This is a genomic window from Pseudomonas sp. P7779 (assembly GCF_013386315.1).
In the GTDB taxonomy this organism is placed as follows: domain Bacteria; phylum Pseudomonadota; class Gammaproteobacteria; order Pseudomonadales; family Pseudomonadaceae; genus Aquipseudomonas.
In genome coordinates this window covers 65,260-88,910 of record NZ_JACARZ010000018.1, presented here as the reverse complement: position 1 = coordinate 88,910, position 23,651 = coordinate 65,260, and the positions used below count along the sequence as shown (strand labels likewise).

The following is a 23,651-nucleotide window of genomic DNA, read 5'->3' as shown; positions in this document are numbered from 1 at the left end:
GACCATCGAACTTGTGGCGAGGGAGCTTGCTCCCGTTGGGCCGCGCAGCGGCCCTAAACCCCTAGCCCACTGCCTTTGGCAACCGCTGATCAATCACCCGATACAACGCACTGCTCTCAGGCCAGTTACGCATAAACCTTGCCCGATCCCTGGCATATGCCGGAGCGAAGCTGCTCAAGGACGTGTGCTGACACATCGAATCCAGGTCGATCAGCGCCCAGCGATCCGTGTGCCAGAACAGGTTATGCCCCTTGAAATCCCCATGGCTGATGCGCTCGCGGATCAACTCTGCGAACAAATTATCCAGGGCCTGCAATTCGGCCTCGGGTGCCTCGCCACTCTCAACATACGGCGCGAACCGCTCGATAATGTCCGGCCCCGGCAGGTACTCGGTCACCAGATACGCGCGGCTGCGCAGCCACAGGAAGCGCTTTTCCAGCAACGCCAGCGGCTTGGGCGTGGCGATGCCGAGGAACGCCAGGCGATTGCCTTCGCGCCACGAATGCCAGGCCCGGCTCGGGCGCCAGAAGCGCTTGAGCCAATGGGCAAAACCCTTGATGTTGTAGCGCTTGATCACGAGTGGTCGACCGGCCACCTCGACCTTGGCGACACTGGCCGCCCCGCCGGTTTTATACAGGTGGCCCTGATCCAGCAGCGCATCGGCCTGCGCCAGCACCGGCAGCATCGCCGCTTCTTCCTCACGACGAGTCGCGCGCAGGGCGAACGGCCCGCGCACGACGCTGAACAGCGTGCACTCCCGGCCAACCTTGCTCAGGAAGTCCTTCAAGCGCCAGACGCTGACCTTGCGTACCTGCTTCTGCAACGCTTCGAGCGGCAACGCGTGTTCGCCATTGCTCAGCAGGTAATACACCAGCAACTCTTCGGTAAACGGCTCGAGGTTTTTCGGCAACTGCGCGAAAAACACCCCAAGGTTTTCCAGCACCCGGTTACGCGACAGCGGTTTGCCCGCCTCTTCGACACAGATCCCTGCGCCGTCGATCAAATACAGTTTGCCGTCCTGACGCAGCAGGTTGTCCAGGTGCAGGTCATCCTGCCACAGGCCCTTGGCGTGCATCTGCGCAATCGCACCCAGCGCTTCGGCGAGCACCGCTTGCTGCTGGTCAGCCAGCGGCGGCAGGTGCTCAACAGCCTGCCAAGCATCAGCCAGGCTGTCGGCGCCTTCAAGAAACTCGAACAGCAGCCAACCGCCCTCACCCTCTTGCAGACCATCGGCCAGCAACAGCGGCGTGGTCAGGCCTTGCTCGGCCAACAGCCGCACGCCCTTGAGTTCACGCTGAAAATGCCGCGCCGCCTTGCTGCCCACCAACAATTTGGCCAGCACCGGGCGCCCGCGCCACACAGCTGCGCCGACATAACGCTGGCCCGGCAATACCCGCAGCAGGCTCAGCAGTTGCAACTGCCCAGGCCCGGCAGCGTCTGCCAGTTCGATGCTCAGGGGCAGGCTTGGCGTGCGGCCGGCATTTTTCAGTTCGGACAAACGCATCAGCGGTTCTCCTTATGACTGCGCCGGGCCGCCAGGCGCTGGTGCCAGGTGGCAACCAATGCGCTGTCCTGCGGCTGGTCCAGGTAGGCCGCCAACAGCTGGCGAACCTGATCGTCCGACCACTGCGGCGCACGGCGCAACAGCGGTTCCAGGTCCTTGACCCGGTCACGCCAGCCGAACAGCAGCGGGCGGGTTTTCTCCAGGTCGATCAACTGCGCCGCGTACCCGTCGCCGGTGGCCTGCAGGAAAATATGCTTGGGATAAAAACAGCCATGCACTTGGCCCACGCTGTGCAACTGACGAGCAAGCTGACCGCAGGCCAGCAGGATTGCCCGCTGCTGCACGTCGCTCAACTCAGACCATTGCTCCAGCAATGAATCCAGGTCATTCCAACCATCCAGCGCCCGGGTCAGCAACATCGCCCGATGCTCTCCGGCCACTTTGCGCTCACCGAAAAACGCCGCCTGCAATGCCGGAATACCCAACTGCCGATAGCGGCTGATGTTACGAAACTCGCGGGCAAAACTCGGCTCGCCAAACGGGCGGTGCAAGGTGCGCGTCAGGTAGTTGCTCTGGCGCTTGAGGTAGTAGCCCTGGCCTTCGAGTTCGAGGCGAAACACGCTGCTCCAGCCGCCGCGGCTGGTATTGGGCTCGTCCACCGCATCCAGTTGCTTGGCCCACAGCGCGTCGAAAGTGCCGAGGCCGTTGCGCTCAAGCAATGCTCGATCTTCGGCCGCCAGGAAATCACTCATTCTCGCCCCTCGAAAAACTTCACCACGTGGCGAATTCGCTGTTTGTCCGCCGCACTCAAGTGTTTGCGCTGACGGTATTGCATGTAGAAGCGCAGGCGCTGGGTAGCCGACAAGTGATACTTGGCGACTTTGTCCAGGCAGGCCAGGTCCTTGGTAATGCGGTACTTGAGCCAGAACCCGCGCCAGAAATCGCCATTGGGGCAATCGATCAGGTACAGGGTTTGCTGGTCGTCTACCAACAAGTTGCGCCACTTCAAATCGTTGTGGGTAAACCGGTGGTCGTGCATGGTCCGCGTGTATTCAGCGAGCTGGCGACTGATCTTGTTGACCCACACCGGGTCTGACAGTTGCGGGTCATTGCGCTCGGCCAATGCCGACAAGTCTTCAGTCTTCGGCAGCTCGCGCGTGATCATCGCCCCGCGGTGATACGCCAGGCCTTTACGCTCCAGGCCCCAGGCGATCACATCGGCGGTGGGTATGCCCCACTTGGCAAAGCGCTTGAGGTTCTGCCATTCGGACTTGACTCGTGGCTTGCCCAGATAGCGGCGCAACCCCTTGCCTGCACCGACGTAGCGCTTGACGTAATAGTTGACCCCGCCGCGCTCCACGCGAATCACTTCGGACAACGGATCGCGGGTCAGCCGCTCGCCTTGCAGGGCGAACACGGCTTCCAGGCTACCAAAGTCATCCGCCAGGGCGGCGTAAGCGGGTTCCAGGTTCCAACCCGCCATCAGAGCGCATCCCCGTATCGTTGCTTGCGTGCGTAAAGCTTGGCGGCCATGCGTTCCAACGCCGACAGCAGCGCGCTTTGCTCGCCCAGGATCTGGCGCAAAGGTTGCTGGAAGTACGCCTTGAGAAACCGCAGTTTGTCGCGCCGGGTCAAACCGATCTCCAGGGCGGAGTAGTAAAGCCCCGCCAGGTCCTTGTCACGCCAGCGCCGGGGAATCTTCGAACGCACCTGGGCACGGTGCAGGTCGATCACCGAGAGCTTGATGTTGTGCACGGTAACCGGCTGGTCGGTGTGCAACAGGAAGTGGCACAGGTAGCAATCACGATGGTTCACGCCCCCCCGGTGCATCGTGCCCAGGGTGCGCGCAAGCTCAACGGTCAAGGCATGCCGAATCGCCGGCACGGGCGGCTGTTTGACCCAGTCCATGGTCAGGTCTTCAAGGCTGACGATAGGCGCCAGCTCTTCAGTGACGATGAACGAGTGCTGGTCGGCCGGGTTGCTGCCCTTTTCACCAAAGGCCACGCCGGTCATGGTGGGCACGCCGAGTTCCTGCAGACGCTGGATCGCGTCCCACTCCTGGCCCGCGCCCAAGACAGGCAACTTGGCCGTGATCAGGTTCTTGAGGATTTCACCCCAGCCAATTCCCCGGTGGATCTTTACAAAATAATGGCGGCCTTCCACTTCCGTACGCAGGGTACGGCGCGCGGCCAGCTCACGAAACACCTGGCCGTCCAGCTTCTCGACTTCGGCGAACGCATCGCGTCCGGCCCACAGGGTCTTGAACGGTTCGGCAAGAATCAACTTCATCGGTTTGGCTCCGCCAGAATCAGGTCCGCAGCGTACTGCGGCATGCTATAGAGGTCGGCCGTCTCAGCGAAGGCCAGACCATTGCGGCTCCAGGCCGCGCGCGCTTGTGGATCGTCGAGCATATCCACCAGGTACTGGTTGAGCTGGGCCTGCTCGAACGGTTCGTCCAACACCCGCCCACTCTGGGCCTTGTCGATGTAAAACGCGTAGCCGCAGACCTTGCTCACCAGCACCGGGAGGCCGGCGACCACCGCTTCGATCAGCACCATGCCGGCCGCCTCGTTGTACGCGGGGTGGATCAACAGGTCGGCGCCCAGCAGAAAGCGCGGGATATCGCTGCGGCCCTTGAAGAACTGCACCTGGTCGCCCAGGCCCAGCGCAGCACTCTGCAATTGGAATACTTTGGGGTCGTCCTGGCCGATTACAAATAGCCGGGTGCGTTTCTTCAGGCTCGACGGCAGCGCGGCCACGGCCTTGAGGCTGCGATCGACGCCCTTGGTCTTGAAGCCCGAGCCAATCTGCACCAGCAGCAAATCATCGTCGGCCAGGCCGAATTCGCGACGAAACTCGGCGCGGATCTCGGCAGCATTGGGCGGCGCGCGGCGGTCGCGGGCGATGCCCGGCGGCAACAAATGAAAACGCTCGGCCTGGGTCCCGTAATACTGGGTGAACAGCTGCTGCTGGTGTTCGGACAGCACCATGATCTGCGTCTTGGCGTCTTTGTCGAACACTGCACGCTCGTATTCGGCAAAGTGCTTGTACCGGCCGAACCAGCGATACATCGGGTTGCGCAGGTTCTGCGCCTTGTCTTCGAACACGCCGTCGGCGGCGAAGTACAGGTCCAGCCCCGGCATCTTGTTGAAGCCCACCACGCGGTCCACCGGGCGCTTGGCCAGGTCGGCCTGGATCCAGGCGTAGAGCTTTTCATTGCGCCGATGGTTGACCAGCGCCTTGACCGGCGCCACCAGTACTTCAAAGCCCAGCGGCACGTCACCCTCCCAGATCAGCGTATAGACGCGAATCTGATGCCCGCGCTGCTGGCACTCCAGGGCAATACGCATGAAGTCGCGCTGCAGGCCACCAAAGGGGAAGTATTTGTAGAGGACAAAAGCCAGTTGCATCAGTGTTCCTCAGCCAGTAACAACGTGCTTAAACGAGTTGCGACACGCTCAGGGTTCAGGCGAGTGAAGCACAGGGGCCACTCGCGCTTGAGATCGAACCGACGCTGGTCTTCGGCAGTCGGTTGATAAGTGCATTTCTTTTGCAGGCAAGGCGCACACGGGAAGTCGCTGGCCAGGTGAATCTGCGCCTTGCCATAAGCCCCGGTCAGGCCAGGATTGGTAGGGCCGAACAGGGAAATCGTTGGCACATCCAGCGCTGCGGCCAAGTGGCCAAGGCCGGTGTCGACCGCAACACACGCCTTCGCACCCGCCAGCACCCGGGCCACGCCCGCGAGGTTCAGCCTGGGCAGCACTTCGGCGTTTTTCAGGCCCTGGGCCAGGCGTTCAGCCCGGGCTTTTTCGGCGGCATTGCCCCACGGCAACTTCACGTCCACGCCAAAGCGGTCCATGCGCTCGGCCAGGTCGCGCCAGTAGGCTTCCGGCCAGTGCTTGGTGTCCCAGGTGGTGCCGTGCAGCAGCAGTACAAACGGTTTTTTCGGCGGCAGGCCCAGCAGCTTGTCGACACTGAGGCCGTAGTCGCCCAGGCCTTTTGGCAGGTCATAACCGAGGGCGACGGCAAACAGCTGGCGCAAGCGCTCCACCGCGTGCTGCCCACGGGCCACGGCCAGGCGTCGGGAATAGAAGTGCGCCGCCAATGGCTCGCGAGCCGACTGTTTGTCGAAACCGGCCACCGGGGCACGTACGTAGCGGGTCAGCCAGGCACTTTTCAGCAGGCCCTGGGCGTCGATCACCAGGTCATATTTGGTCGACTGCACGCTCTTCTTGAAGCGCCGCCATTCGCCACTCTTGAAGGTCTGCCAGAGGTTCTTGCGCCAGCGGCGGATCGCCACCGGGATCACCTTGTCCACCGCCGGGTGCCAGGTGGGAATCTCGGCGAAGCCTTCTTCCACCACCCAGTCAAACCGGATGCCCGGGATCGCCCGCGCCGCGTCGGTCAACGCCGGCAAGGCATGAATCACATCGCCCAGGGATGAGGTCTTGATTACCAGAACCCGCAACTTAACGAACCTCGACCACAGTGCCCTGCAACCGCTGCAACGCGTCGCTGACAGGTTGCGGCAGCAACTGGCGCAGGCAGTTGTAGTGGCCGAAGCGGCAGGTGCGATCAAAACACGGGCTGCAATCCAGGCCCAGGCGCACCACTTCGACCTTGTCGGCCAGCGGCGGGGTAAACCCGGGAGACGTCGAGCCATACACTGCCACCAGCGGGCGGTTCAGCGCCGCGGCCACGTGCATCAGGCCGGAGTCGTTGGACACCACCGCGTCGGCACAGGACAGCAGGTCGATGGCCTCGGCCAGGGATGTGTCGCCGCTCAGGTTGACCGCCTCTTCGCGCAGCCCCGGGATCAGGCGCTGGCGAATATCCTCGCCCACCGAATGATCGTTTTTCGAGCCGAACAACCAGACCTGCCAGCCCTCGCGAATCTTCATCTCCGCAACCTTGGCGTAATGCTCCGAAGGCCAGCGCTTGGACTCGCCAAACTCCGCGCCAGGGCACAGCGCCAGCACCGGACGGTCCAGCTCCAGGCCGAACTTGGCCAGGGCGGCGTCGCGGGTGACCGGGTCGATTTGCAGGCTCGGGCGCGGATAAGGCGTCGGCAACTCGGCTCCCGGCGCGTAGGCCAGGGCCATGAAGCGCTCGATCATCAGCGGGTAACGGGCCTTGTCGAGCTTGCGCACATCGTTGAGCAGGCCATAGCGAAACTCGCCACGCCAGCCGGTGCGTTTGGCAATACCGGCGAAGAACGGCACCAGTGCCGACTTCATCGAGTTGGGCAACAGGATCGCCTGATCGTACCGGCTGGCCAGGGACTTGCCGATGCGTCGACGGGTCGCCAGCTCCAGCGCGCCGTGGCCGAGCGGGAAGCTCAAGGCCTGACGCACCTCGGGCATGCGCTCAAGGATCGGCCGGCTCCACTCGGGGGCGAGCACGTCGATTTGGCAGTCGGGATGACGTTGCTTGAGGCACTGGAACAGTGTCTGCGCCATCACCATGTCACCGACCCAACTGGGCCCAACGATCAGAATATTCATGTAGTTTCCACAAACGATACGGGGAGGCTCATGCCTCCCCGCCTTATATAGTGTTTCAGCTTAACCCCAGTTCATGCCAGATTCGCTGCACCTGGCGCCGTTCGTCAGCGAACTGGTCCCCGGCCACCGTACCGGCCTCGTTCTGCAGGGCCTGGCGGTGAGCGGCGGAACGGTAGGCTTTATACACCTCGCGCAGCAAATGGGCATCGGCGGCGGGCATCAGCCCGACCTGCTCCAGGCCTTCCAGAATGCGGATATTGTCGGTGTAGCGCAGCAACGATGGATGTTGCGCAGACCACGCCAGAGCCGCGTATTGCACCATAAATTCAATATCGACGATACCTCCGGCGTCCTGCTTGAGGTCGAACGACGCCGTGGGTTCGAAGGCATTCGCCGCCGTTCCCGCCGCCGTGGACTTGGTGCCGAGGTTGTCGCGCATCTTGGCGCGCATCTCGCTGACCTCCTGGCGCAGCTTGTCCAGGTCCTGCGCGCGGCCCAGCACTTGCGCCCGTACCTGCTCGAAAGCACGGCCCACATCCTGACTGCCTACCAGCACTCGCGCACGCACCAGCGCCTGGTGCTCCCAGGTCCAGGCTTCGTTTTCCTGATAACGCGCAAATGCGCCCAGGGAACTCACCAGCAAACCGGATGCGCCCGAAGGCCGCAGGCGCATGTCCACTTCATACAACTGGCCCGAGTTGGTCTGGGTGGTCAGCAGATGAATGATTCGCTGCCCCAGCCGGGTAAAGAACTGCGCGCCGTCAATCGGCTTGGCGCCGTCGGTTTCGGCCTGGGGGTCACCGTCATGGATAAACACCAGGTCCAGGTCCGAACCATGCCCCAATTCGATGCCGCCGACTTTCCCATAACCGACAATGATGAAGCCAGGATCGCACAAGGTGCCGTCCACCCGTTGCGGCGAGCCGTAGCGGGCAACCGTCTGGCGCCAGGCCAGGGCCAGCACTTGTTCGAGGATGGCTTCGGCGAGCCAGGTCAGGTAGTCGCTGACTTTCATCAGCGGCAGGCTGCCGGCGATTTCCGAGGCGGCCACCCGCAGGCGGTGGGCCAGCTTGAAGTGCCGTAGGGCCTCCATCTGCTGCTCAAGGTCATCTTCGGGGATGCGCGTCAGGCGCTCGCGCAATTCGGCGGCCAGTTCCGGCGCCAGCGGCGGCTTGAACAGGCGGCCTTCGTTGAGCAGTTCGTCCAGCAGCAGCGGGAAGCGAGTGATCTGCTCGGCAATCCACGGGCTGGCGGCGCACAGGGTCAGAAGGCGACGCAGGGCGTCGGGGTTTTCCGTCAGCAACACCAGATAAGCGGAACGCCGGGCGACGGCTTCGACCAAGGGCAGGACGCGCTCCAGCACCAGGTCCGGGTTGGCATGTTCGACGGCCTGGGCCAGCAAGCGCGGGATAAATGCATCCAGACGCTCGCGACCCAGGCGCTGCATGGCACGCAATTGCGGACTGCTGCGCAGGCCGGCCAGGGTTTTCAAGGCTTTGGGCGCGTCGGTAAAACCGCCTTCCTGCAACTGACGGCAGGCGGCTTCCTCGTCCTGGGACTCTTCCCACAACGGCAACCACTCACCGCCCACCATCAACTCGCTCTCTTCGCCCTCTTCTTCATCCGGATCGGCAATCACCTGGCGGAAATGCCAGTCCACCCGGCCACGCCAGTACATCAGGCGCTCATGAAACGCGGTCCAGTCCGGAAAGCCCAGCATAAAGGCAATCCGCGCCTGGTCTTCGGTGCCATCCGGGAGCATCTGCGTCTGGCGATCGGCGATCGCCTGGATCGCGTGCTCGGTGTAGCGCAGGAATTCATAGCCATCGCGCAGCTCGGCGACCACCGCCGGCGGCAGGTAACCCTGGCCTTCCAGGGTACCCAGCACTTTTAACAGTGGGCGCTGCTGCAGGCTCAGGTCACGGCCACCGTGGATCAGCTGGAACGCCTGGGCGATAAATTCGACTTCACGGATGCCGCCCGAGCCGAGCTTGATGTTCTCGGCCATGCCCTTGCGCCGCACTTCCTGCTGGATCAACTGCTTCATGGTGCGCAGCGCTTCGATGGCGGAAAAGTCCAGGTAACGCCGGTAGACAAACGGTCGCAACATGTCGAGCAGTTGCGCACCGGCCACCTGGTCACCGGCCACTACCCGCGCCTTGATCATGGCGTAGCGTTCCCAGTCGCGGCCCTGGTCCTGGTAGTACTGCTCCAGCGCGTTGAAACTGAGCACCAGCGCCCCGGCTGAGCCGTAAGGTCGCAGGCGCATGTCGACCCGGAACACAAAGCCGTCGACGGTCATCGGGTCCAGGGCCTTGATCAGTTTTTGACCAAGGCGGATGAAGAACTCCTGGTTGTCCAGCGAGCGCTTCACGCCAACCGTGTCGCCGCCTTCGGGGTAGGCGAAGATCAGGTCGATGTCGGACGACAGGTTCAGCTCCACTGCGCCGAGCTTGCCCATGCCGAGGATGACCATGTGCTGCGGTTCGCCGCTGCGACGGCCCGTGGGTGTGCCGAACAATACGCAGTGGCGCTGGTACAACCACTGATAGGCCTGGTCGATGCTGGCGTCGGCCATGTCCGACAGGTCGCGGCAGGTTTGCACCAGGTCCGCCTGTCGGGTCAGGTCGCGCCAGATGATCCGCACCTGCTGGCGGGTGCGCTGGCGGCGCAGAACCCGGCCCAGTTCGTCTTCTGTCTCGGCTTGTTGCACGGCCGTCGCAATCTGTCCGCACAGCTCGCCGGGGGCAAAGCTGCGGTCCAGTTCGCCCCAGGCCACCAGCTCGAGCAACATCAAAGGGTCACGAACACTCTGTTCAATGACGAAATCACTGGCGGCGCACACACGGGCGAAGTCAGCCCAACGTTGCGGCGTCCACTCAGAAAGGCCATTATCGCCGTCCAATCCGGCCACGGCGTCACGAAATGACTGCTCGGCCCGCTTGGCAAATGGAAGCAGGATGGCCGGGAGTTCGGCCTGCATTGGAAGGCTCATGGTCTATCCTTGATCGGCGCGTAAAGGGCTTGTAGCTGTGAACGCAAGAACCACGCTCGGTGAAGGACTGTCGAACAAAGGTTAGAAATAGCTGAAAATTTTTCTTTTTTGGCAGTCAACATCAAATCTCTACCCTTTCTTGTTCGCAAAAGATCAACAATAACGATTATGCTCGCCAGCTAGACCGAGCAATCCGCTCAGTCTTGTGTAGTTTTACTACTCGTATATACATTCGAAAGGCTGAAATGGCCGACGATTTGTAGTAAAACTACAGGACGCCGAAGCAACCTTCGGCCATCCAAGAATTTATGTCGTCTGCCCACAAGGCCAGTCGCAAACTTCAGGCAACCGATTCTGGTAGCCTTTCCGCCCTGGAGCAAGCCATGCAAGACCTCGATCCCGTCGAAACCCAGGAATGGCTGGACGCCCTGGAATCGGTTCTCGACAAAGAAGGCGAAGACCGTGCTCACTACCTGATGACCCGTATGGGCGAACTCGCGACCCGCAGCGGCTCGCAACTGCCCTACGCCATCACCACGCCGTATCGCAACACCATCCCGGTAACCCACGAAGCACGCATGCCTGGCGACCTGTTCATGGAACGCCGCATTCGCTCGCTGGTACGCTGGAACGCCATGGCGATGGTAATGCGCACGAACTTGAAAGATTCTGACCTGGGCGGTCACATCTCCAGCTTCGCTTCCAGCGCAACCCTGTATGACATCGGCTTCAACTACTTCTTCCAGGCCCCGACCGAAGAACATGGCGGCGACCTGATCTACTTCCAGGGCCACACCTCGCCAGGCGTCTACGCCCGTGCGTTCATGGAAGGCCGCATCACCGAAGAACAAATGAACAACTTCCGCCAGGAAGTCGACGGCCAGGGCCTCTCGTCCTATCCGCACCCTTGGCTGATGCCTGATTTCTGGCAGTTCCCGACGGTATCCATGGGCCTGGGCCCGATCCAGGCGATCTACCAGGCACGCTTCATGAAGTACCTGGAAGCCCGTGGCTTCATCCCTGAAGGCAAGCAGAAAGTCTGGTGCTTCCTGGGCGACGGCGAGTGTGACGAGCCGGAATCCCTGGGCGCCATCTCCCTGGCCGGTCGCGAGAAGCTGGACAACCTGATCTTCGTCATCAACTGCAACCTGCAGCGCCTCGACGGCCCGGTTCGCGGCAACGGCAAGATCATCCAGGAACTCGAAGGCGTGTTCCGTGGTGCTCAGTGGAACGTGACCAAAGTCATCTGGGGCCGTTTCTGGGACCCACTGCTGGCCAAGGACGTCGACGGCATCCTGCAACGCCGCATGGACGAAGTCATCGACGGCGAGTACCAGAACTACAAAGCCAAAGACGGCGCGTTCGTACGTGAACACTTCTTCAACACGCCTGAACTCAAGGCAATGGTTGCAGACCTGTCCGACGACGAGATCTGGAAACTCAACCGTGGCGGCCACGACCCGTACAAGGTCTACGCGGCGTACCACGAAGCGGTCAACCACAAAGAACAACCGACCGTCATCCTGGCCAAGACCATCAAGGGTTATGGCACCGGTGCCGGCGAAGCGAAGAACACTGCGCACAACACCAAGAAAGTCGATGTCGACAGCCTGAAGTTGTTCCGCGACCGCTTCGACATCCCGGTCAAGGACGAAGAGCTGGAGAACCTGCCGTTCTTCAAGCCGGAGCCAAACAGCGCCGAAGCCCGCTACCTCAGCGAGCGTCGCACTGCACTGGGCGGTTTCGTGCCACAGCGCCGCGCCAAGAGCTTCAACATCCCGACTCCGCCACTGGATACCCTCAAGGCAATCCTGGACGGCTCGGGCGACCGTGAAATCTCCACCACCATGGCCTTCGTGCGGATCCTCGCGCAGCTGGTCAAGGACAAGGAAATCGGCTCGCGTATCGTGCCGATCATCCCGGACGAAGCCCGTACCTTCGGTATGGAAGGCATGTTCCGTCAGTTGGGCATCTACTCCTCCGTCGGCCAGCTCTACGAGCCAGTCGATAAAGACCAGGTGATGTTCTACAAGGAAGACAAGAAGGGCCAGATCCTCGAAGAAGGCATCAACGAAGCGGGCGCCATGAGCTCCTTCATCGCTGCCGGTACTTCGTACTCCAGCCACAACCAGCCGATGCTGCCGTTCTACATCTTCTACTCGATGTTCGGTTTCCAGCGTATTGGCGACCTGGCTTGGGCAGCAGGCGACAGCCGTACCCGTGGCTTCCTGATCGGCGGTACTGCCGGGCGGACCACGCTGAACGGCGAAGGCCTGCAACACGAAGACGGTCACAGCCACATCCTGGCGGGCACCATCCCGAACTGCCGCACCTTTGATCCAACCTACGGCTATGAGCTGGCGGTGATCATCCAGGACGGCATGAAGAAGATGACCGAAGAGCAGCAGGACGTTTTCTACTACATCACCGTGATGAACGAGTCCTACCAGCAGCCAGCCATGCCGGCCGGTGTCGAGGAAGGCATCATCAAGGGCATGTACCTGCTCGAAGAAGACACCAAGGAAGCCGCTCACCACGTGCAACTGATGGGCTCCGGCACCATCCTGCGCGAAGTGCGTGAAGCTGCAAAAATCCTGCGTGAAGAGTTCAACGTCGGTGCTGACGTATGGAGCGTTACCAGCTTCAACGAACTGCGTCGCGACGGCCTGGCCGTAGAGCGCAGCAACCGCCTGCACCCAGGCCAGAAGCCTGCGCGCACCTACGTCGAAGAGTGCCTGGCTGGCCGTAAGGGTCCGGTTATCGCCTCTACCGACTACATGAAACTGTTTGCTGAACAAATTCGTCAGTGGGTACCGTCCAAGGAATTCAAAGTCCTGGGCACCGACGGTTTCGGCCGTAGTGACAGCCGCAAGAAGCTGCGTCACTTCTTCGAAGTCGACCGTCACTTCGTGGTGTTGGCAGCCCTGGAAGCCTTGGCTGACCGTGGTGAAATCGAACCCAAGGTGGTAGCAGACGCTATCGTCAAGTTCGGGATCAACCCGGAAAAACGCAACCCACTGGACTGCTGAGGAGACTTTCTGTGAGCGAACTCATTCGCGTACCTGACATCGGCAGCGGTGAAGGTGAAGTAATTGAACTGTTTGTGAAGGTCGGCGACACCGTCGAAGCCGACCAGAGCATCCTGACCCTGGAATCGGACAAGGCGAGCATGGAAATCCCTGCTCCCAAGGCCGGCGTGGTCAAAAGCCTGAAAGTGAAGCTGGGCGATCGCCTGAAAGAAGGCGACGAACTGCTTGAGCTGGAAATCGAAGGTGCCGCTGATGCGGCCCCTGCGGCGGCCGCTCCTGCTGCTGCCCCGGCGCCTGCCGCCGAGAAGCCTGCCGTTGCTGCCGAGGCCCCTGCGGCTCCGGCGGCTGCACCTGCCGCCGAAACAGTCCAGGACATTCATGTTCCGGACATCGGTTCGTCGGGCAAGGCCAAGATCATCGAACTGCTGGTTAAAGTCGGCGACACCGTCGAAGCTGATCAATCGCTGATCACCCTGGAGTCCGACAAGGCCTCCATGGAAATCCCTTCGCCGGCAGCCGGCGTGGTGGAAAGCATTGCCGTGAAGCTGGAAGACGAAGTCGGCACTGGTGACTTCATCCTCAAGCTGAAAGTAGCGGGCGCTTCGGCTCCTGCTGCTGCCGCTCCAGCCGCCGCTGCTCCGGCCGCCAAGGCTGAAGCCGCACCGGCTGCCGCCGCGCCTGCACCTGCGCCTGCTGCAAAAGCCGAGGCCGCACCGGCTCCGGCGGCTGCACCTGCGCCAAGCGGTGCCAAGGTTCATGCCGGCCCTGCCGTGCGCCAACTGGCCCGTGAATTCGGCGTCGAGTTGAGCGCGGTAACCGCCAGCGGTCCTCACGGTCGCGTGCTCAAGGAAGACGTGCAGGTTTACGTCAAATCCATGATGCAGAAGGCCAAGGAAGCTCCGGCTGCCGGCGCTGCTACCGGTGGCTCGGGCATTCCGCCGATCCGCACCGTCGACTTCAGCCGCTTCGGCGAAATCGAAGAAGTGCCGATGACCCGCCTGATGCAAATCGGCGCGGCCGGCCTGCACGCCAGCTGGCTGAACATCCCGCACGTGACCCAGTTCGACCAGGCCGACATCACCGACCTGGAAGCATTCCGCGTTGCGCAGAAAGCCGTGGCCGAGAAGGCCGGCGTGAAGCTGACCGTGCTGCCCCTGCTGCTCAAGGCTTGCGCACATTTGCTCAAGGAGCTGCCGGACTTCAACAGTTCGCTGGCGCCAAGCGGCAAGGCGATCATTCGCAAGAAGTACGTGCACATCGGCTTTGCCGTCGACACTCCGGATGGCCTGCTGGTACCGGTCATCAAGAACGTCGACCAGAAGAGCCTGCTGCAGCTTGCCGCTGAGGCTGCTGCACTGGCTGCCAAGGCCCGCGACAAGAAGCTCACCCCGGACGACATGCAGGGCGCGTGCTTCACCATCTCCAGCCTCGGGCACATTGGCGGCACTGGCTTCACGCCAATCGTCAACGCGCCGGAAGTGGCGATCCTGGGTGTTTCCAAGGCCACTATCCAGCCTGTGTGGGACGGTAAAGCGTTCCAGCCGAAGCTGATGCTGCCACTGTCGCTGTCCTACGATCACCGTGTGATCAACGGCGCGGCTGCCGCACGCTTCACCCAGCGCCTGAGCCAGTTGCTGAACGACATCCGCACCATCCTGCTTTAAGCCACAACAGGTCTTCTGCCCATGCAGAAGACCTGGCTTCAACGATTTCCGAGCGCCACGCTCGTACCTCAACCCCGCCAATTGGCGGGGCTTTTTTTGCCTGCTTTCCAGGGAAAACCTGGACACGGAAATCGAGGTTGTACACCGCCCATCACCCCGGTTGCAGAAAACCGCTCGCTGGCCGATAACCCACTTATAGCACTTAGCCTTCATCCTCTCTTGTCAGCCTGTGCTGCATGATGCAACCTTGCCGCAGGCAACAGTAACGAGGGCGTGAGCCCGGCGCGATGCGCATTTTTCCAAGCGAGTTTCCCCATGAAAAGCCAACCCGATGTCGCCCGTACGGCGGCCGAGGTAGTGACGCAATTACCGGTGCCTTCGCGCCTCGGTATGCTGCGTTTCGAGCGGCTTAATGAGGCTAGCTGGGCCCTGCTGTACCTCGACCCCAATTGCGAACGCCAGTTCGGCCTGCCCGCGATGGAACTGTGCGCCCTGATCGGCTCGCCCTACGCCAGCCTGATGGAGCCCCAGGCGCGCTATCAGCTGCATGATGCGATCCAGGAACAGCTGACCATCAGCCCGCATTACCTGGTGCGCTACACCCTGCACACCAACGACGGCCCGTTGAGCCTGCTGGAACTGGGTGAAGCCTACAAACAACACAATCGTCACCTGCTGCGCGGCTACCTGATGGTGGTCGACGGCCTGTTCAGTGATCTCCCACCGGCCCCTGCGGCAGACCTGGAGAGCCAGAACAGCCGCTTGCAGATTGCCCTGGAACTCAACCAGCGCGCCCAGCAGGAACAACTGCAACACCTTGAGCGGGTACGCGCCCAGCAGGAATTGATCCTGCTGCTGGCCCGCCAGCGCTACAGCACCAACAACTCGCTGCAGGAAGCCGCCGAGCTGATCACCCGCAGTGCCTGCGATATCTACCAGATCGACTGCGCGAGCATCTGGAACCTCGAAAACCAGCATCTGGTGCCGATTTCCGCTTATCACCGCGCCGATCAGCAGCACCACCTGCCAGAGTCTATCGATGCCAGTGGCTTCCCGGATTACCTGGAAGCCCTGCAAACCAGCCGTGCCATCGACGCCACCAACGCCATGCGCGACCCACGCACGCGTGAAATGGCCGAGAGCCTGCGCCCGCGGGATACCCACGCCATGCTCGACGCCAGCATCCGCGTCGATGGCAATGTGGTCGGCGTGTTGTGCCTGGAGCAAAGTGGCAGCACCCGCGTCTGGCAGTCCGACGAGATCGCCTTTGCCGGCGAGCTGGCCGACCAGTTCGCCCAGGTGATCAACAACCACAACCGCCGCACCGCCACCAGTGCCCTGCACTTGTTCCAGCGAGCCGTGGAACAAAGCGCCAATGCGTTCCTGCTGGTCAATTGCGACGGCGTGGTGGAATACGTCAACCCAAGCTTTACCGCGATCACCCAGTACAGCACCGATGAAGTCCACGGCCACCAACTGTCGGAACTGCCGGCGCTGGAGAACCTAAGCGAGCTGCTGTTCGACGCGCCTTCAAGCCTGGCCAAGAGCAACAGTTGGCAAGGCGAGTTCAAGAGCAGGCGCAAGAACCTCGAACCCTACTGGGGCCAGTTGTCGATCTCCAAGGTTTATGGCGATAACCGTGAGTTGACCCATTACATCGGCATCTACGAAGACATCACCCAGACCAAGCTGGCCCAGCAGCGCATCGAGCGGCTGGCCTACACCGACAACCTGACCAACCTGGGCAACCGCCCGGCGTTCATCCGCAACCTGGACGAACGCTTTGCCCGGGACAGCGACAGCCCCATCAGCCTGCTGCTGGTGGACATCGACAACTTCAAGCGGATCAACGACAGCCTCGGCCACCAGACCGGCGACAAGCTGCTGATCAGCCTGGCCCGGCGCCTGCGCAACAGCCTGACCGCCAGTGGCAGCCTGGCGCGATTTGCCAGTAACGAATTTGCCGTGCTGCTGGACGATACCGACCTTGAAACCGGCCAGCAGGTCGCCAGCCAGTTGCTGGCGACCCTCGACAAGCCGATGTTCGTCGACAACCAGCTGATCAGCGTCACCGGCTCCGTGGGCCTCGCCTGCGCGCCGCTGCATGGCCGCGACCCGCAGACCCTGATGCGCAACGCCGGCCTGGCGCTGCACAAGGCCAAGGCCAACGGCAAGCACCAGGTGCAGGTATTTACCGAAGCGCTGAATGCCGAAGCCAGCTACAAACTGTTCGTGGAAAACAACCTGCGCCGCGCCCTGACCCAGAACGAACTGGACGTGTTCTACCAGCCCAAGCTGTGCCTGCGCAGCGGTCGTCTGCTGGGGATGGAAGCGTTGTTACGCTGGAACCATCCGGAAAAGGGCATGATCCGCCCCGATCAATTCATCAGCGTGGCGGAAGAGACCGGGCTGATCATCCCCATCGGCAAATGGATCGCCCGCCAGGCCTGCCGCATGAGCCGACAGCTGACCGCCGCCGGCATGGGCAACCTGCAAGTGGCGATCAACCTGTCGCCCAAGCAGTTTTCCGACCTGGACCTGGTGGCCTCGATTGCCACGATCCTCAAGGAAGAACAGTTGCCGGCCAACCTGCTGGAACTGGAGTTGACCGAAGGCCTGCTGCTGGAAGCCACCGAAGACACGCGCCTGCAACTGGACCAACTGAAGAGTTTCGGCTTGACCCTGGCGATGGATGACTTCGGTACCGGTTACTCGTCGCTGAGCTATCTGAAAAAATTCCCGATCGACATCATCAAGATTGATCGCAGCTTCATCCATGAAATCCCGGACAACCAGGACGACATGGAAATCACCTCGGCGGTGATCGCCATGGCCCACAACCTCAAGCTCAAGGTGGTGGCCGAAGGCATCGAGACTGCCGAGCAGCTGGCGTTCCTGCGCCGCCACCGTTGCGACGTCGGCCAGGGCTACCTGTTCGACCGGCCAATCCCGGGGGCCGAGCTGCTGACGATGCTTAAACGCTATCCTCGCGGGCCAATCGCCTGACAGCGCGGTAACACTCGGGCACACTGGCAGTCTGAATTCTTACTTGTAACTCAATCTGACTGAGAGGACTGATCATGGTCTTGCGCTCGGAAATCCTGGTGAATAAAAACGTGCTTCCCACTCAAGAACAAGCTTTGCCTGGCCGTGAAACCCCGATGTCGCTGCCCGAGACGCACTTCGTCAACGGCAACCCGCTGCTGGGCCCGTTTGTCGACAACGTAGAGTTTGCGATCTTCGGCCTGGGTTGCTTCTGGGGTGCAGAGCGTCGTTTCTGGCAGCGTGACGGTGTGGTCAGCACGGTAGTGGGTTATGCCGGCGGCTACACGCCGAACCCGACGTATGAAGAAGTCTGCTCAGGCCTGACCGGCCACAGCGAAGTGGTGTTGGTGGTGTTTGACCAGGACAAGATCAGCTACGAAGAGCTGCTGAAAATGTTCTGGGAACTGCACAACCCGACCCAGGGCATGCGCCAGGGCAATGACATCGGCAGCCAGTATCGTTCGGTGATCTACGCGGTCAAGCCGGAGCACCTGGAGGCGGCGAAGGCCAGCGCAGAGGCTTATCAGGCGGAATTGACCAAGGCGGGCCTGGGCACCATCACCACCGAAATCGAAGAAGCGCCGACGGTGTATTTCGCCGAGGCGTACCACCAGCAGTACCTGGCGAAGAATCCGCAGGGTTACTGCGGAATAGGCGGCACCGGCGTGACCTGCCCGATCTAAGAGCGACACCGATAAAAATGTGGGAGCGGGCTTGCTCGCGAAAGCGGAGTGTCAGTCACTGAATGTGTTTCTGATACACCGCTTTCGCGAGCAAGCCCGCTCCCACATTGGGTCTTCAATACCTTGCGATTGGCTTACTCGGCGATAAGCCAATCCATCTGCCAGCCACCCTGGGTTTGCCCAAGCTGCTTGGACAACCACGGCAGCAGCTCACGCAACTCCTCCTCCAGCCCCCACGGCGGATTGGCAATCGCCAGACCCGAACCGGTCAGGGTGTTGGGCGTGTCCAGCGGATGCACCAGCAATTCCACCCGCAGCAACTTCGGCGCACCGGTACCGGCCAGGTCCTGGTAGAAGCGGCGCAGCATGCGCTGGTCCTTCACCGGGTACCAGATCGCAGCCACCGTCTGGCGCATCCGGCTCACGGCTTCCTTGAGGGACGCGGCGCAGCGCTGCATCTCGTCGAGCTTCTCGAACGGCGGGTCTATCAACATCAACGCACGCTTTTCCGGCACCGGCAGCAATGCCCGTGGCACGTGCCAACCTTCGCCAAGGTGGACTTTCACCCGACGATCACCCTTCATGTTGTCCTTGAGCAGCAGGCCGTCTTCCGGGTGCTTTTCGTTGAGCAGCACGCGGTCCTGAGGACGAGTCAGGCGTCGCGCCAGCTCCGGCGAACCCGGGTAGTAGCGCAATTCGCCATCCGGGTTCATCTCGTGCAGCACACGCATGTAATCGGCGGTCAGCGGCGGCAGGTCGGCCTGGCCCCACAGGCGGGCGATGCCTTCCAGGTATTCACCGGTACGGTTCGCCTGGTCGCCCTGCAGGTCGTACAGACCAATGCCGGCGTGGGTGTCGAGATAGGCAAACGGCTGCTCCTTGCGCGACATCAGGGCGATGAGGCGGGTCAAGGTCAGGTGTTTGAAGACATCGGCGTGGTTGCCGGCGTGATAGGCGTGACGATAATTCATGGTTGCTCCTGCGCAGGGGGCGAAGTTTACCTTTTACGCAGGCAAAGGTGCAGGGCTGCGCGTCAGGTGGCGCTTATGCCGCAAACACAGGGGCGCTGCCGAAAATAGTCTAATTGGCGGTGCGAAAGCGGATTTATTGTGGCGAGCAATTATCCATGGAGGTCATAACAACTCATGAAAGACGCCACCATCGCTTTGCACCATGGCTTCAAGTCGGACCCGACTACCAAGGCCGTCGCCGTGCCGATCTACCAGAACGTCGCTTTCGAATTCGATAACGCCCAGCACGGCGCCGACCTGTTCAACCTCGACGTGCCCGGCAATATCTACACGCGCATCATGAACCCCACCAACGACGTGCTGGAGCAACGCATCGCGGCGCTGGAAGGCGGCATCGCGGCCCTGGCGGTGTCGGCCGGCAGCGCGGCGATCCACTACGCGATCCAGACCCTGACCCGTGCCGGTGACAACATCGTCACCACCCCGCAACTGTACGGTGGCACCTACACCCTGTTCGCCCACTTGCTGCCGAGCTTCGGTGTTGACGTGCGCTTCGCCCGTGACGACTGCGCCGAAGCCATCGCCGAGCTGATCGATGACAACACCAAACTGGTGTACTGCGAGAGCATCGGCAACCCGGCAGGCAATATCATCGATATCGAAGCCCTGGCCAACGTCGCCCACGCCCGTGGCGTGCCGCTGATGGTGGACAACACCGTGGCCACGCCAATCCTGTGCAAGCCGATCCAGTTCGGCGCGGACATCGTCGTGCATTCGGTGACCAAATACGTGGGCGGCCACGGCAACTCGCTGGGTGGCGTGATCGTCGACAGCGGCACCTTTCCCTGGACCCAGTACCCGGAGAAATTCCCCGGCCTCAACCAGCCGGAGCCGGCCTATCACGGTGTGGTCTATACCGAAAAATTCGGCCCGGCGGCGTTCATTGCCCGCGCCCGTACCGTGCCGCTGCGCAACACCGGCGCGGCCCTGGCGCCGATGAATGCATTCCTGCTGCTGCAAGGCCTGGAAACCCTGGCCCTGCGCATGGAGCGCCACACCGAAAACGCCTTGAAGATTGCCCACTTCCTGCAAGACCACGCACTGGTGGAGTGGGTCAGCTACGCCGGCCTGCCGGATCACCCCCACCATCACCTGGCGCAGAAATACATGCAGGGCAAACCGTCGGCGATTCTGTCCTTCGGCCTGAAGGGTGGTTATGAGGCAGGCGTGCGTTTCTACGATTCGCTGCAGATCTTCAAGCGCCTGGTGAACATTGGCGATGCCAAGTCCCTGGCCTGCCACCCGGCGTCCACCACCCATCGCCAGATGAATGAACAGGAGCAGGCGAAGGCCGGGGTGAAGCCGGAGATGATTCGCCTGTCGGTGGGCATCGAGGCCATTGAAGACCTGATCGAGGACCTGCAGCAGTCGCTGACCTCAACCCAGCTCTGAGGCCAGCCAGGCGGCCAGCGCCTGATGGCTGACATCCGGCCGGCGCACGAACCAGGCGACCTTGTGCTTCAAGGTCGCCGGCACAAAGGCGCTGTACAGGTCCGGGCGCTGTTCTTCCAGCCATTGCAACAGGTTGTCCACCTGCGTAACGCTCGATTGCTCACCCAGGTGCTGGAGAACATGCGGCGGCACTTGCCACCATGGGCCGGGCTTCGCCGCTCCCGCCGCTGTAACCGCTACCTCATGCTGGCGACCATTGATCCAGTAGCGACTGAACACCGGGAGCAACTCCTTTGCCTGTGGCCCCAGCGCCTGCAACACAGGCAGGGCATAAGCACCGTCCCAGAAGCGAAAGAACACCGCCGGCCCTTCCGGCAACAGTACCTTGGTCAGGCTGCGCAGATGCTCGACGACGGTGTGCAAGGAACAGGACGACACCGCCAGCCAACCCCAGTCGATACCTTCGCATTCGGCGGCCCATTTCAGAAAAGCGCTGTCCACGGCGACCACCGCGACGTAGGGCATGACCTCCTCCCACGCTGCATACTCGCTGCCCGCCCAGATGGGGCTAAGTGCACGTCCGTCGGTACGCCGCCACGCATCGAGCGGCTTGCAGTCGCTGGCATTGCCCATCACCGCAAACAACTGCTCGCCCGCCTGCAACGGCGCAGCCTCAAGCCACTGCCCGGGAGAAATCATGGCGCACCCGCGGGCAGTGATGTATTGCGATGCAGGGGCGTATTGCACACGCCATTCCTGCAGCGCTCGCACTCTTCGCAAAAGGGTGCGCTGCGCTTCAGGCTTAACACCTGGACGGCACTCAACGGTGCAGGTATTACCGCCAGCAACTTTTCCTGCAGCCCCGGCGTCAGCGGCGCTCCCGCCGGTGCCGGGGAGCCGCCAAGCTGGATTTGCGTGCTGCTGAAAATCCCGCCCGCCGAAACGTTGATCCACTGCCCACCGGCCTGGAGGGTCACGCTGGCACCCGCATCAATAACGACGTTTTGCCCGGCACCGATGTGAATGGTCAACCCGGCACGTACCTGCTGGGAGCCCGCGACCATCAGGTGATCGTCCTGCTTGAGTTCGGTCAGGCGGTTGCCGTGGGTGGTGCGCTGTTCTTCGCCCTGAAGCTCGTGACGATCAAGGCCTTTGACGATCACGTCGCGCCGGTTGTCGACCTGCACGTGCTGGTCGTGCAGTACATGCTGGGTCCAGTTGCGCTGGGCGCGCAGGTAGATTTCCTCGGCACCCTTGCGGTCCTCGATGCGCAGCTCGTTGTAGCCACCGCCGCCGGGGCTGGTCTGGCTACGGAAGATGCTGCGGGTCTTGTCGGCTGGCAGGTCCAGCGGCACCGGCGTGGCGGCATTGGCCAGGCAACCGACCACCAGCGGCGTGTCGGCGTCGCCGTCGACGAAACCCACCAGCACCTCCATGCCCACCCGCGGGATCAACACCGAGCCGTAGTGCTCATGGGCCCAGCCACTGGCCACCCGCAGCCAGCAACTGGAATGTTCGTCGTGCTCCCCGGCGCGATCCCAGGCCATCTGCACCTTGACCCGGCCATACTCGTCACAATGGATCTCGCTGCCTGCCGGCCCTGTAACCACGGCGTTTTGATAGCCAGACACCGGCGGTCGCGATACCAGCAGCGGTGTTCGAAACGGCACCTCCCATGGCGTTACGACAAAGTGATTGCTGTAGCCCTGAGCCGATTCATCACCTGAGGCGTCGATGGTCGACTCCTCCAGCACCTGAGGCTGGCGCCCTGCATGCGTCACCTGGGTGACCAGCCACAAATCATTCCATTCCTGGCGAGGATGCCCTTCCATCCTCAGGAACCGCCCGCTGACCAGGGACGGCTGGTCGCTATGGCCACTGGCCTGGCGAAAGTCACCGCGATGGCGCTCCAACCTACGTTGCGCCAGGTATTTACCCTGAGCGCGATCCGTAAAATTCCCGGGATAACACTGTTCCTCCAGCATGGGACGCTGGCCGCCGGACACCGTGCTTTCCAAGCTCAGGCGTGGCTTTCTGAAGTCGTAGTCCCGCAGATTCACATCGGTGGTACGGGTCTTCAACCGCAGGGTAAAACGCTTGATCACCGGCGTGTCGGCAACCATCCCCGAACCCGCCGCGTATTGAGTGGCTTGCTCAGGCTGGGCGAACACGCTCTGGTCATCGCCGAACACCAAAAGGTGGCGCTCGGGGTGATGCTGGAAGTGGTAGTGAATGCCCGACTCGGCGCACAAGCGCTGGATGAACGCCAGATCGGTTTCGCCAAACTGAACGCAGTACTCACGCTCGGGGTACACCCCGCTCAGTTGAAACGAGAAGGCATCCGCCTGGATACCCTGCCCTTCCAGCACCAGTGCAATGATCTGCGGCACCGTCCGGTTCTGGAAAATCCGCTGGTGAGCGCTGTGCTCAAGATAAGCCAACCGCGGAACCAGCGTGATCTGATAACGCGTCAGGCGCTTGCCCGAGTCGCCTTGTGCCACCCGATAAACCTGGCCATGAATACCATGGCCATGCGCATCAAACCCCAGGAACGCCTGGCGATGCATCAAGCTTTCCAGGTCAAGGTCGGGTTGCTCGCTGACCAGTTCAAGGTCAAAACGATAGGGCAGGCTGATGAATTCATCGCCAGTGAACTCACGTACCTTGAGAACACTTGGCACACCGTCGAGGGTCAGGCTAAAGGCACTTTGATTGGCAGGAGCGAACATCCGGTGTTTCTCTGCGAGTAGTGGGTGGCCGATTCTGCACCAGCTGTTTGCCGAGCTGAGTGCGCTGCAGGCAAA

The 23,651-nt window shown here is 61.9% G+C and carries 16 protein-coding genes; 5 read left to right on the top strand and 11 right to left on the bottom strand.

Translation table 11 applies throughout. The features are described 5' to 3' along the window. Nucleotides 1–61: 61 nt before the first annotated feature. The 8 genes from HX869_RS06450 to glnE are packed head-to-tail and all read right to left on the bottom strand — an operon-like array spanning nt 62 to nt 10,003. Nucleotides 62–1,504 carry a lipopolysaccharide kinase InaA family protein gene (locus HX869_RS06450; RefSeq protein ID WP_178902885.1) on the bottom strand — a complete coding sequence of 481 codons (1,443 nt, stop codon included), beginning with the start codon at nt 1,502–1,504 and terminating at the stop codon, nt 62–64. Beyond that, nucleotides 1,504–2,256, bottom strand: a complete 753-nt coding sequence (locus HX869_RS06445; RefSeq protein ID WP_008439156.1) for a lipopolysaccharide kinase InaA family protein — start codon at nt 2,254–2,256, stop codon at nt 1,504–1,506. Before HX869_RS06445 ends, HX869_RS06450 begins: the two co-directional genes overlap by 1 nt. Beyond that, the gene (locus HX869_RS06440) at nt 2,253–2,987 is read right to left on the bottom strand and encodes a lipopolysaccharide kinase InaA family protein (RefSeq protein ID WP_003209451.1); all 735 of its coding nucleotides are present in this window, start codon (nt 2,985–2,987) and stop codon (nt 2,253–2,255) included. Before HX869_RS06440 ends, HX869_RS06445 begins: the two co-directional genes overlap by 4 nt. Then, the gene (gene rfaP / locus HX869_RS06435; RefSeq protein WP_134325629.1) at nt 2,987–3,793 is read right to left on the bottom strand and encodes a lipopolysaccharide core heptose(I) kinase RfaP; all 807 of its coding nucleotides are present in this window, start codon (nt 3,791–3,793) and stop codon (nt 2,987–2,989) included. The genes HX869_RS06440 and rfaP overlap by 1 nt, the downstream gene beginning before the upstream one ends. Further along, on the bottom strand, nt 3,790–4,914 hold the full coding sequence (locus HX869_RS06430; protein ID WP_177039698.1) for a glycosyltransferase family 4 protein: 1,125 nt from the start codon (nt 4,912–4,914) through the stop codon (nt 3,790–3,792). The genes rfaP and HX869_RS06430 overlap by 4 nt, the downstream gene beginning before the upstream one ends. Then, nucleotides 4,914–5,972, bottom strand: coding sequence for a lipopolysaccharide heptosyltransferase I (gene waaC, locus HX869_RS06425; RefSeq protein WP_003209442.1), 1,059 nt, complete (start codon nt 5,970–5,972; stop codon nt 4,914–4,916). The genes HX869_RS06430 and waaC overlap by 1 nt, the downstream gene beginning before the upstream one ends. Nucleotide 5,973: 1 nt before the next feature. Then, nucleotides 5,974–7,008 carry a lipopolysaccharide heptosyltransferase II gene (gene waaF, locus HX869_RS06420; RefSeq protein WP_178902884.1) on the bottom strand — a complete coding sequence of 345 codons (1,035 nt, stop codon included), beginning with the start codon at nt 7,006–7,008 and terminating at the stop codon, nt 5,974–5,976. 55 nt (nt 7,009–7,063) lie between these two features. After that, entirely contained in the window at nt 7,064–10,003 is a 2,940-nt protein-coding gene (gene glnE / locus HX869_RS06415) for a bifunctional [glutamate--ammonia ligase]-adenylyl-L-tyrosine phosphorylase/[glutamate--ammonia-ligase] adenylyltransferase (protein ID WP_032899861.1), read from the bottom strand. A gap of 383 nt (nt 10,004–10,386) precedes the next feature. Here glnE and aceE point away from each other — a divergent pair, with 383 nt between their 5' ends. The 4 genes from aceE to msrA all read left to right on the top strand — a co-directional run bounded on the left by aceE (nt 10,387) and on the right by msrA (nt 18,424). Then, a complete protein-coding gene (aceE, locus tag HX869_RS06410; RefSeq protein ID WP_003209439.1) occupies nt 10,387–13,032 on the top strand; it encodes a pyruvate dehydrogenase (acetyl-transferring), homodimeric type in 2,646 nt (881 codons plus the stop codon). An 11-nt stretch (nt 13,033–13,043) separates the two neighbouring features. Beyond that, entirely contained in the window at nt 13,044–14,696 is a 1,653-nt protein-coding gene (gene aceF / locus HX869_RS06405; protein WP_178902883.1) for a dihydrolipoyllysine-residue acetyltransferase, read from the top strand. Between the two features lie 315 nt (nt 14,697–15,011). After that, on the top strand, nt 15,012–17,702 hold the full coding sequence (locus tag HX869_RS06400; protein WP_178902882.1) for a bifunctional diguanylate cyclase/phosphodiesterase: 2,691 nt from the start codon (nt 15,012–15,014) through the stop codon (nt 17,700–17,702). 74 nt (nt 17,703–17,776) lie between these two features. Continuing rightward, complete coding sequence (msrA, locus tag HX869_RS06395) at nt 17,777–18,424, top strand: peptide-methionine (S)-S-oxide reductase MsrA (RefSeq protein ID WP_003209436.1); 648 nt, start codon at nt 17,777–17,779, stop codon at nt 18,422–18,424. Between the two features lie 134 nt (nt 18,425–18,558). On the opposite strand, the gene HX869_RS06390 is transcribed toward msrA, so the two are convergent. Next, entirely contained in the window at nt 18,559–19,395 is an 837-nt protein-coding gene (locus tag HX869_RS06390; protein WP_003209435.1) for a 23S rRNA (adenine(2030)-N(6))-methyltransferase RlmJ, read from the bottom strand. A 174-nt stretch (nt 19,396–19,569) separates the two neighbouring features. Here HX869_RS06390 and HX869_RS06385 point away from each other — a divergent pair, with 174 nt between their 5' ends. After that, a complete protein-coding gene (locus HX869_RS06385) occupies nt 19,570–20,847 on the top strand; it encodes an O-acetylhomoserine aminocarboxypropyltransferase/cysteine synthase family protein (protein ID WP_178902881.1) in 1,278 nt (425 codons plus the stop codon). Here the strand turns inward: HX869_RS06385 and HX869_RS06380 are convergent. Together HX869_RS06380 and HX869_RS06375 are read right to left on the bottom strand one after the other, a co-directional pair. Then, nucleotides 20,833–21,546, bottom strand: coding sequence for a DUF4123 domain-containing protein (locus HX869_RS06380; RefSeq protein WP_178902880.1), 714 nt, complete (start codon nt 21,544–21,546; stop codon nt 20,833–20,835). The two genes, HX869_RS06385 and HX869_RS06380, sit on opposite strands and share 15 nt — an antisense overlap. After that, a complete protein-coding gene (locus HX869_RS06375) occupies nt 21,543–23,576 on the bottom strand; it encodes a type VI secretion system tip protein VgrG (RefSeq protein ID WP_178902879.1) in 2,034 nt (677 codons plus the stop codon). Before HX869_RS06375 ends, HX869_RS06380 begins: the two co-directional genes overlap by 4 nt. Nucleotides 23,577–23,651 lie beyond the last annotated feature (75 nt).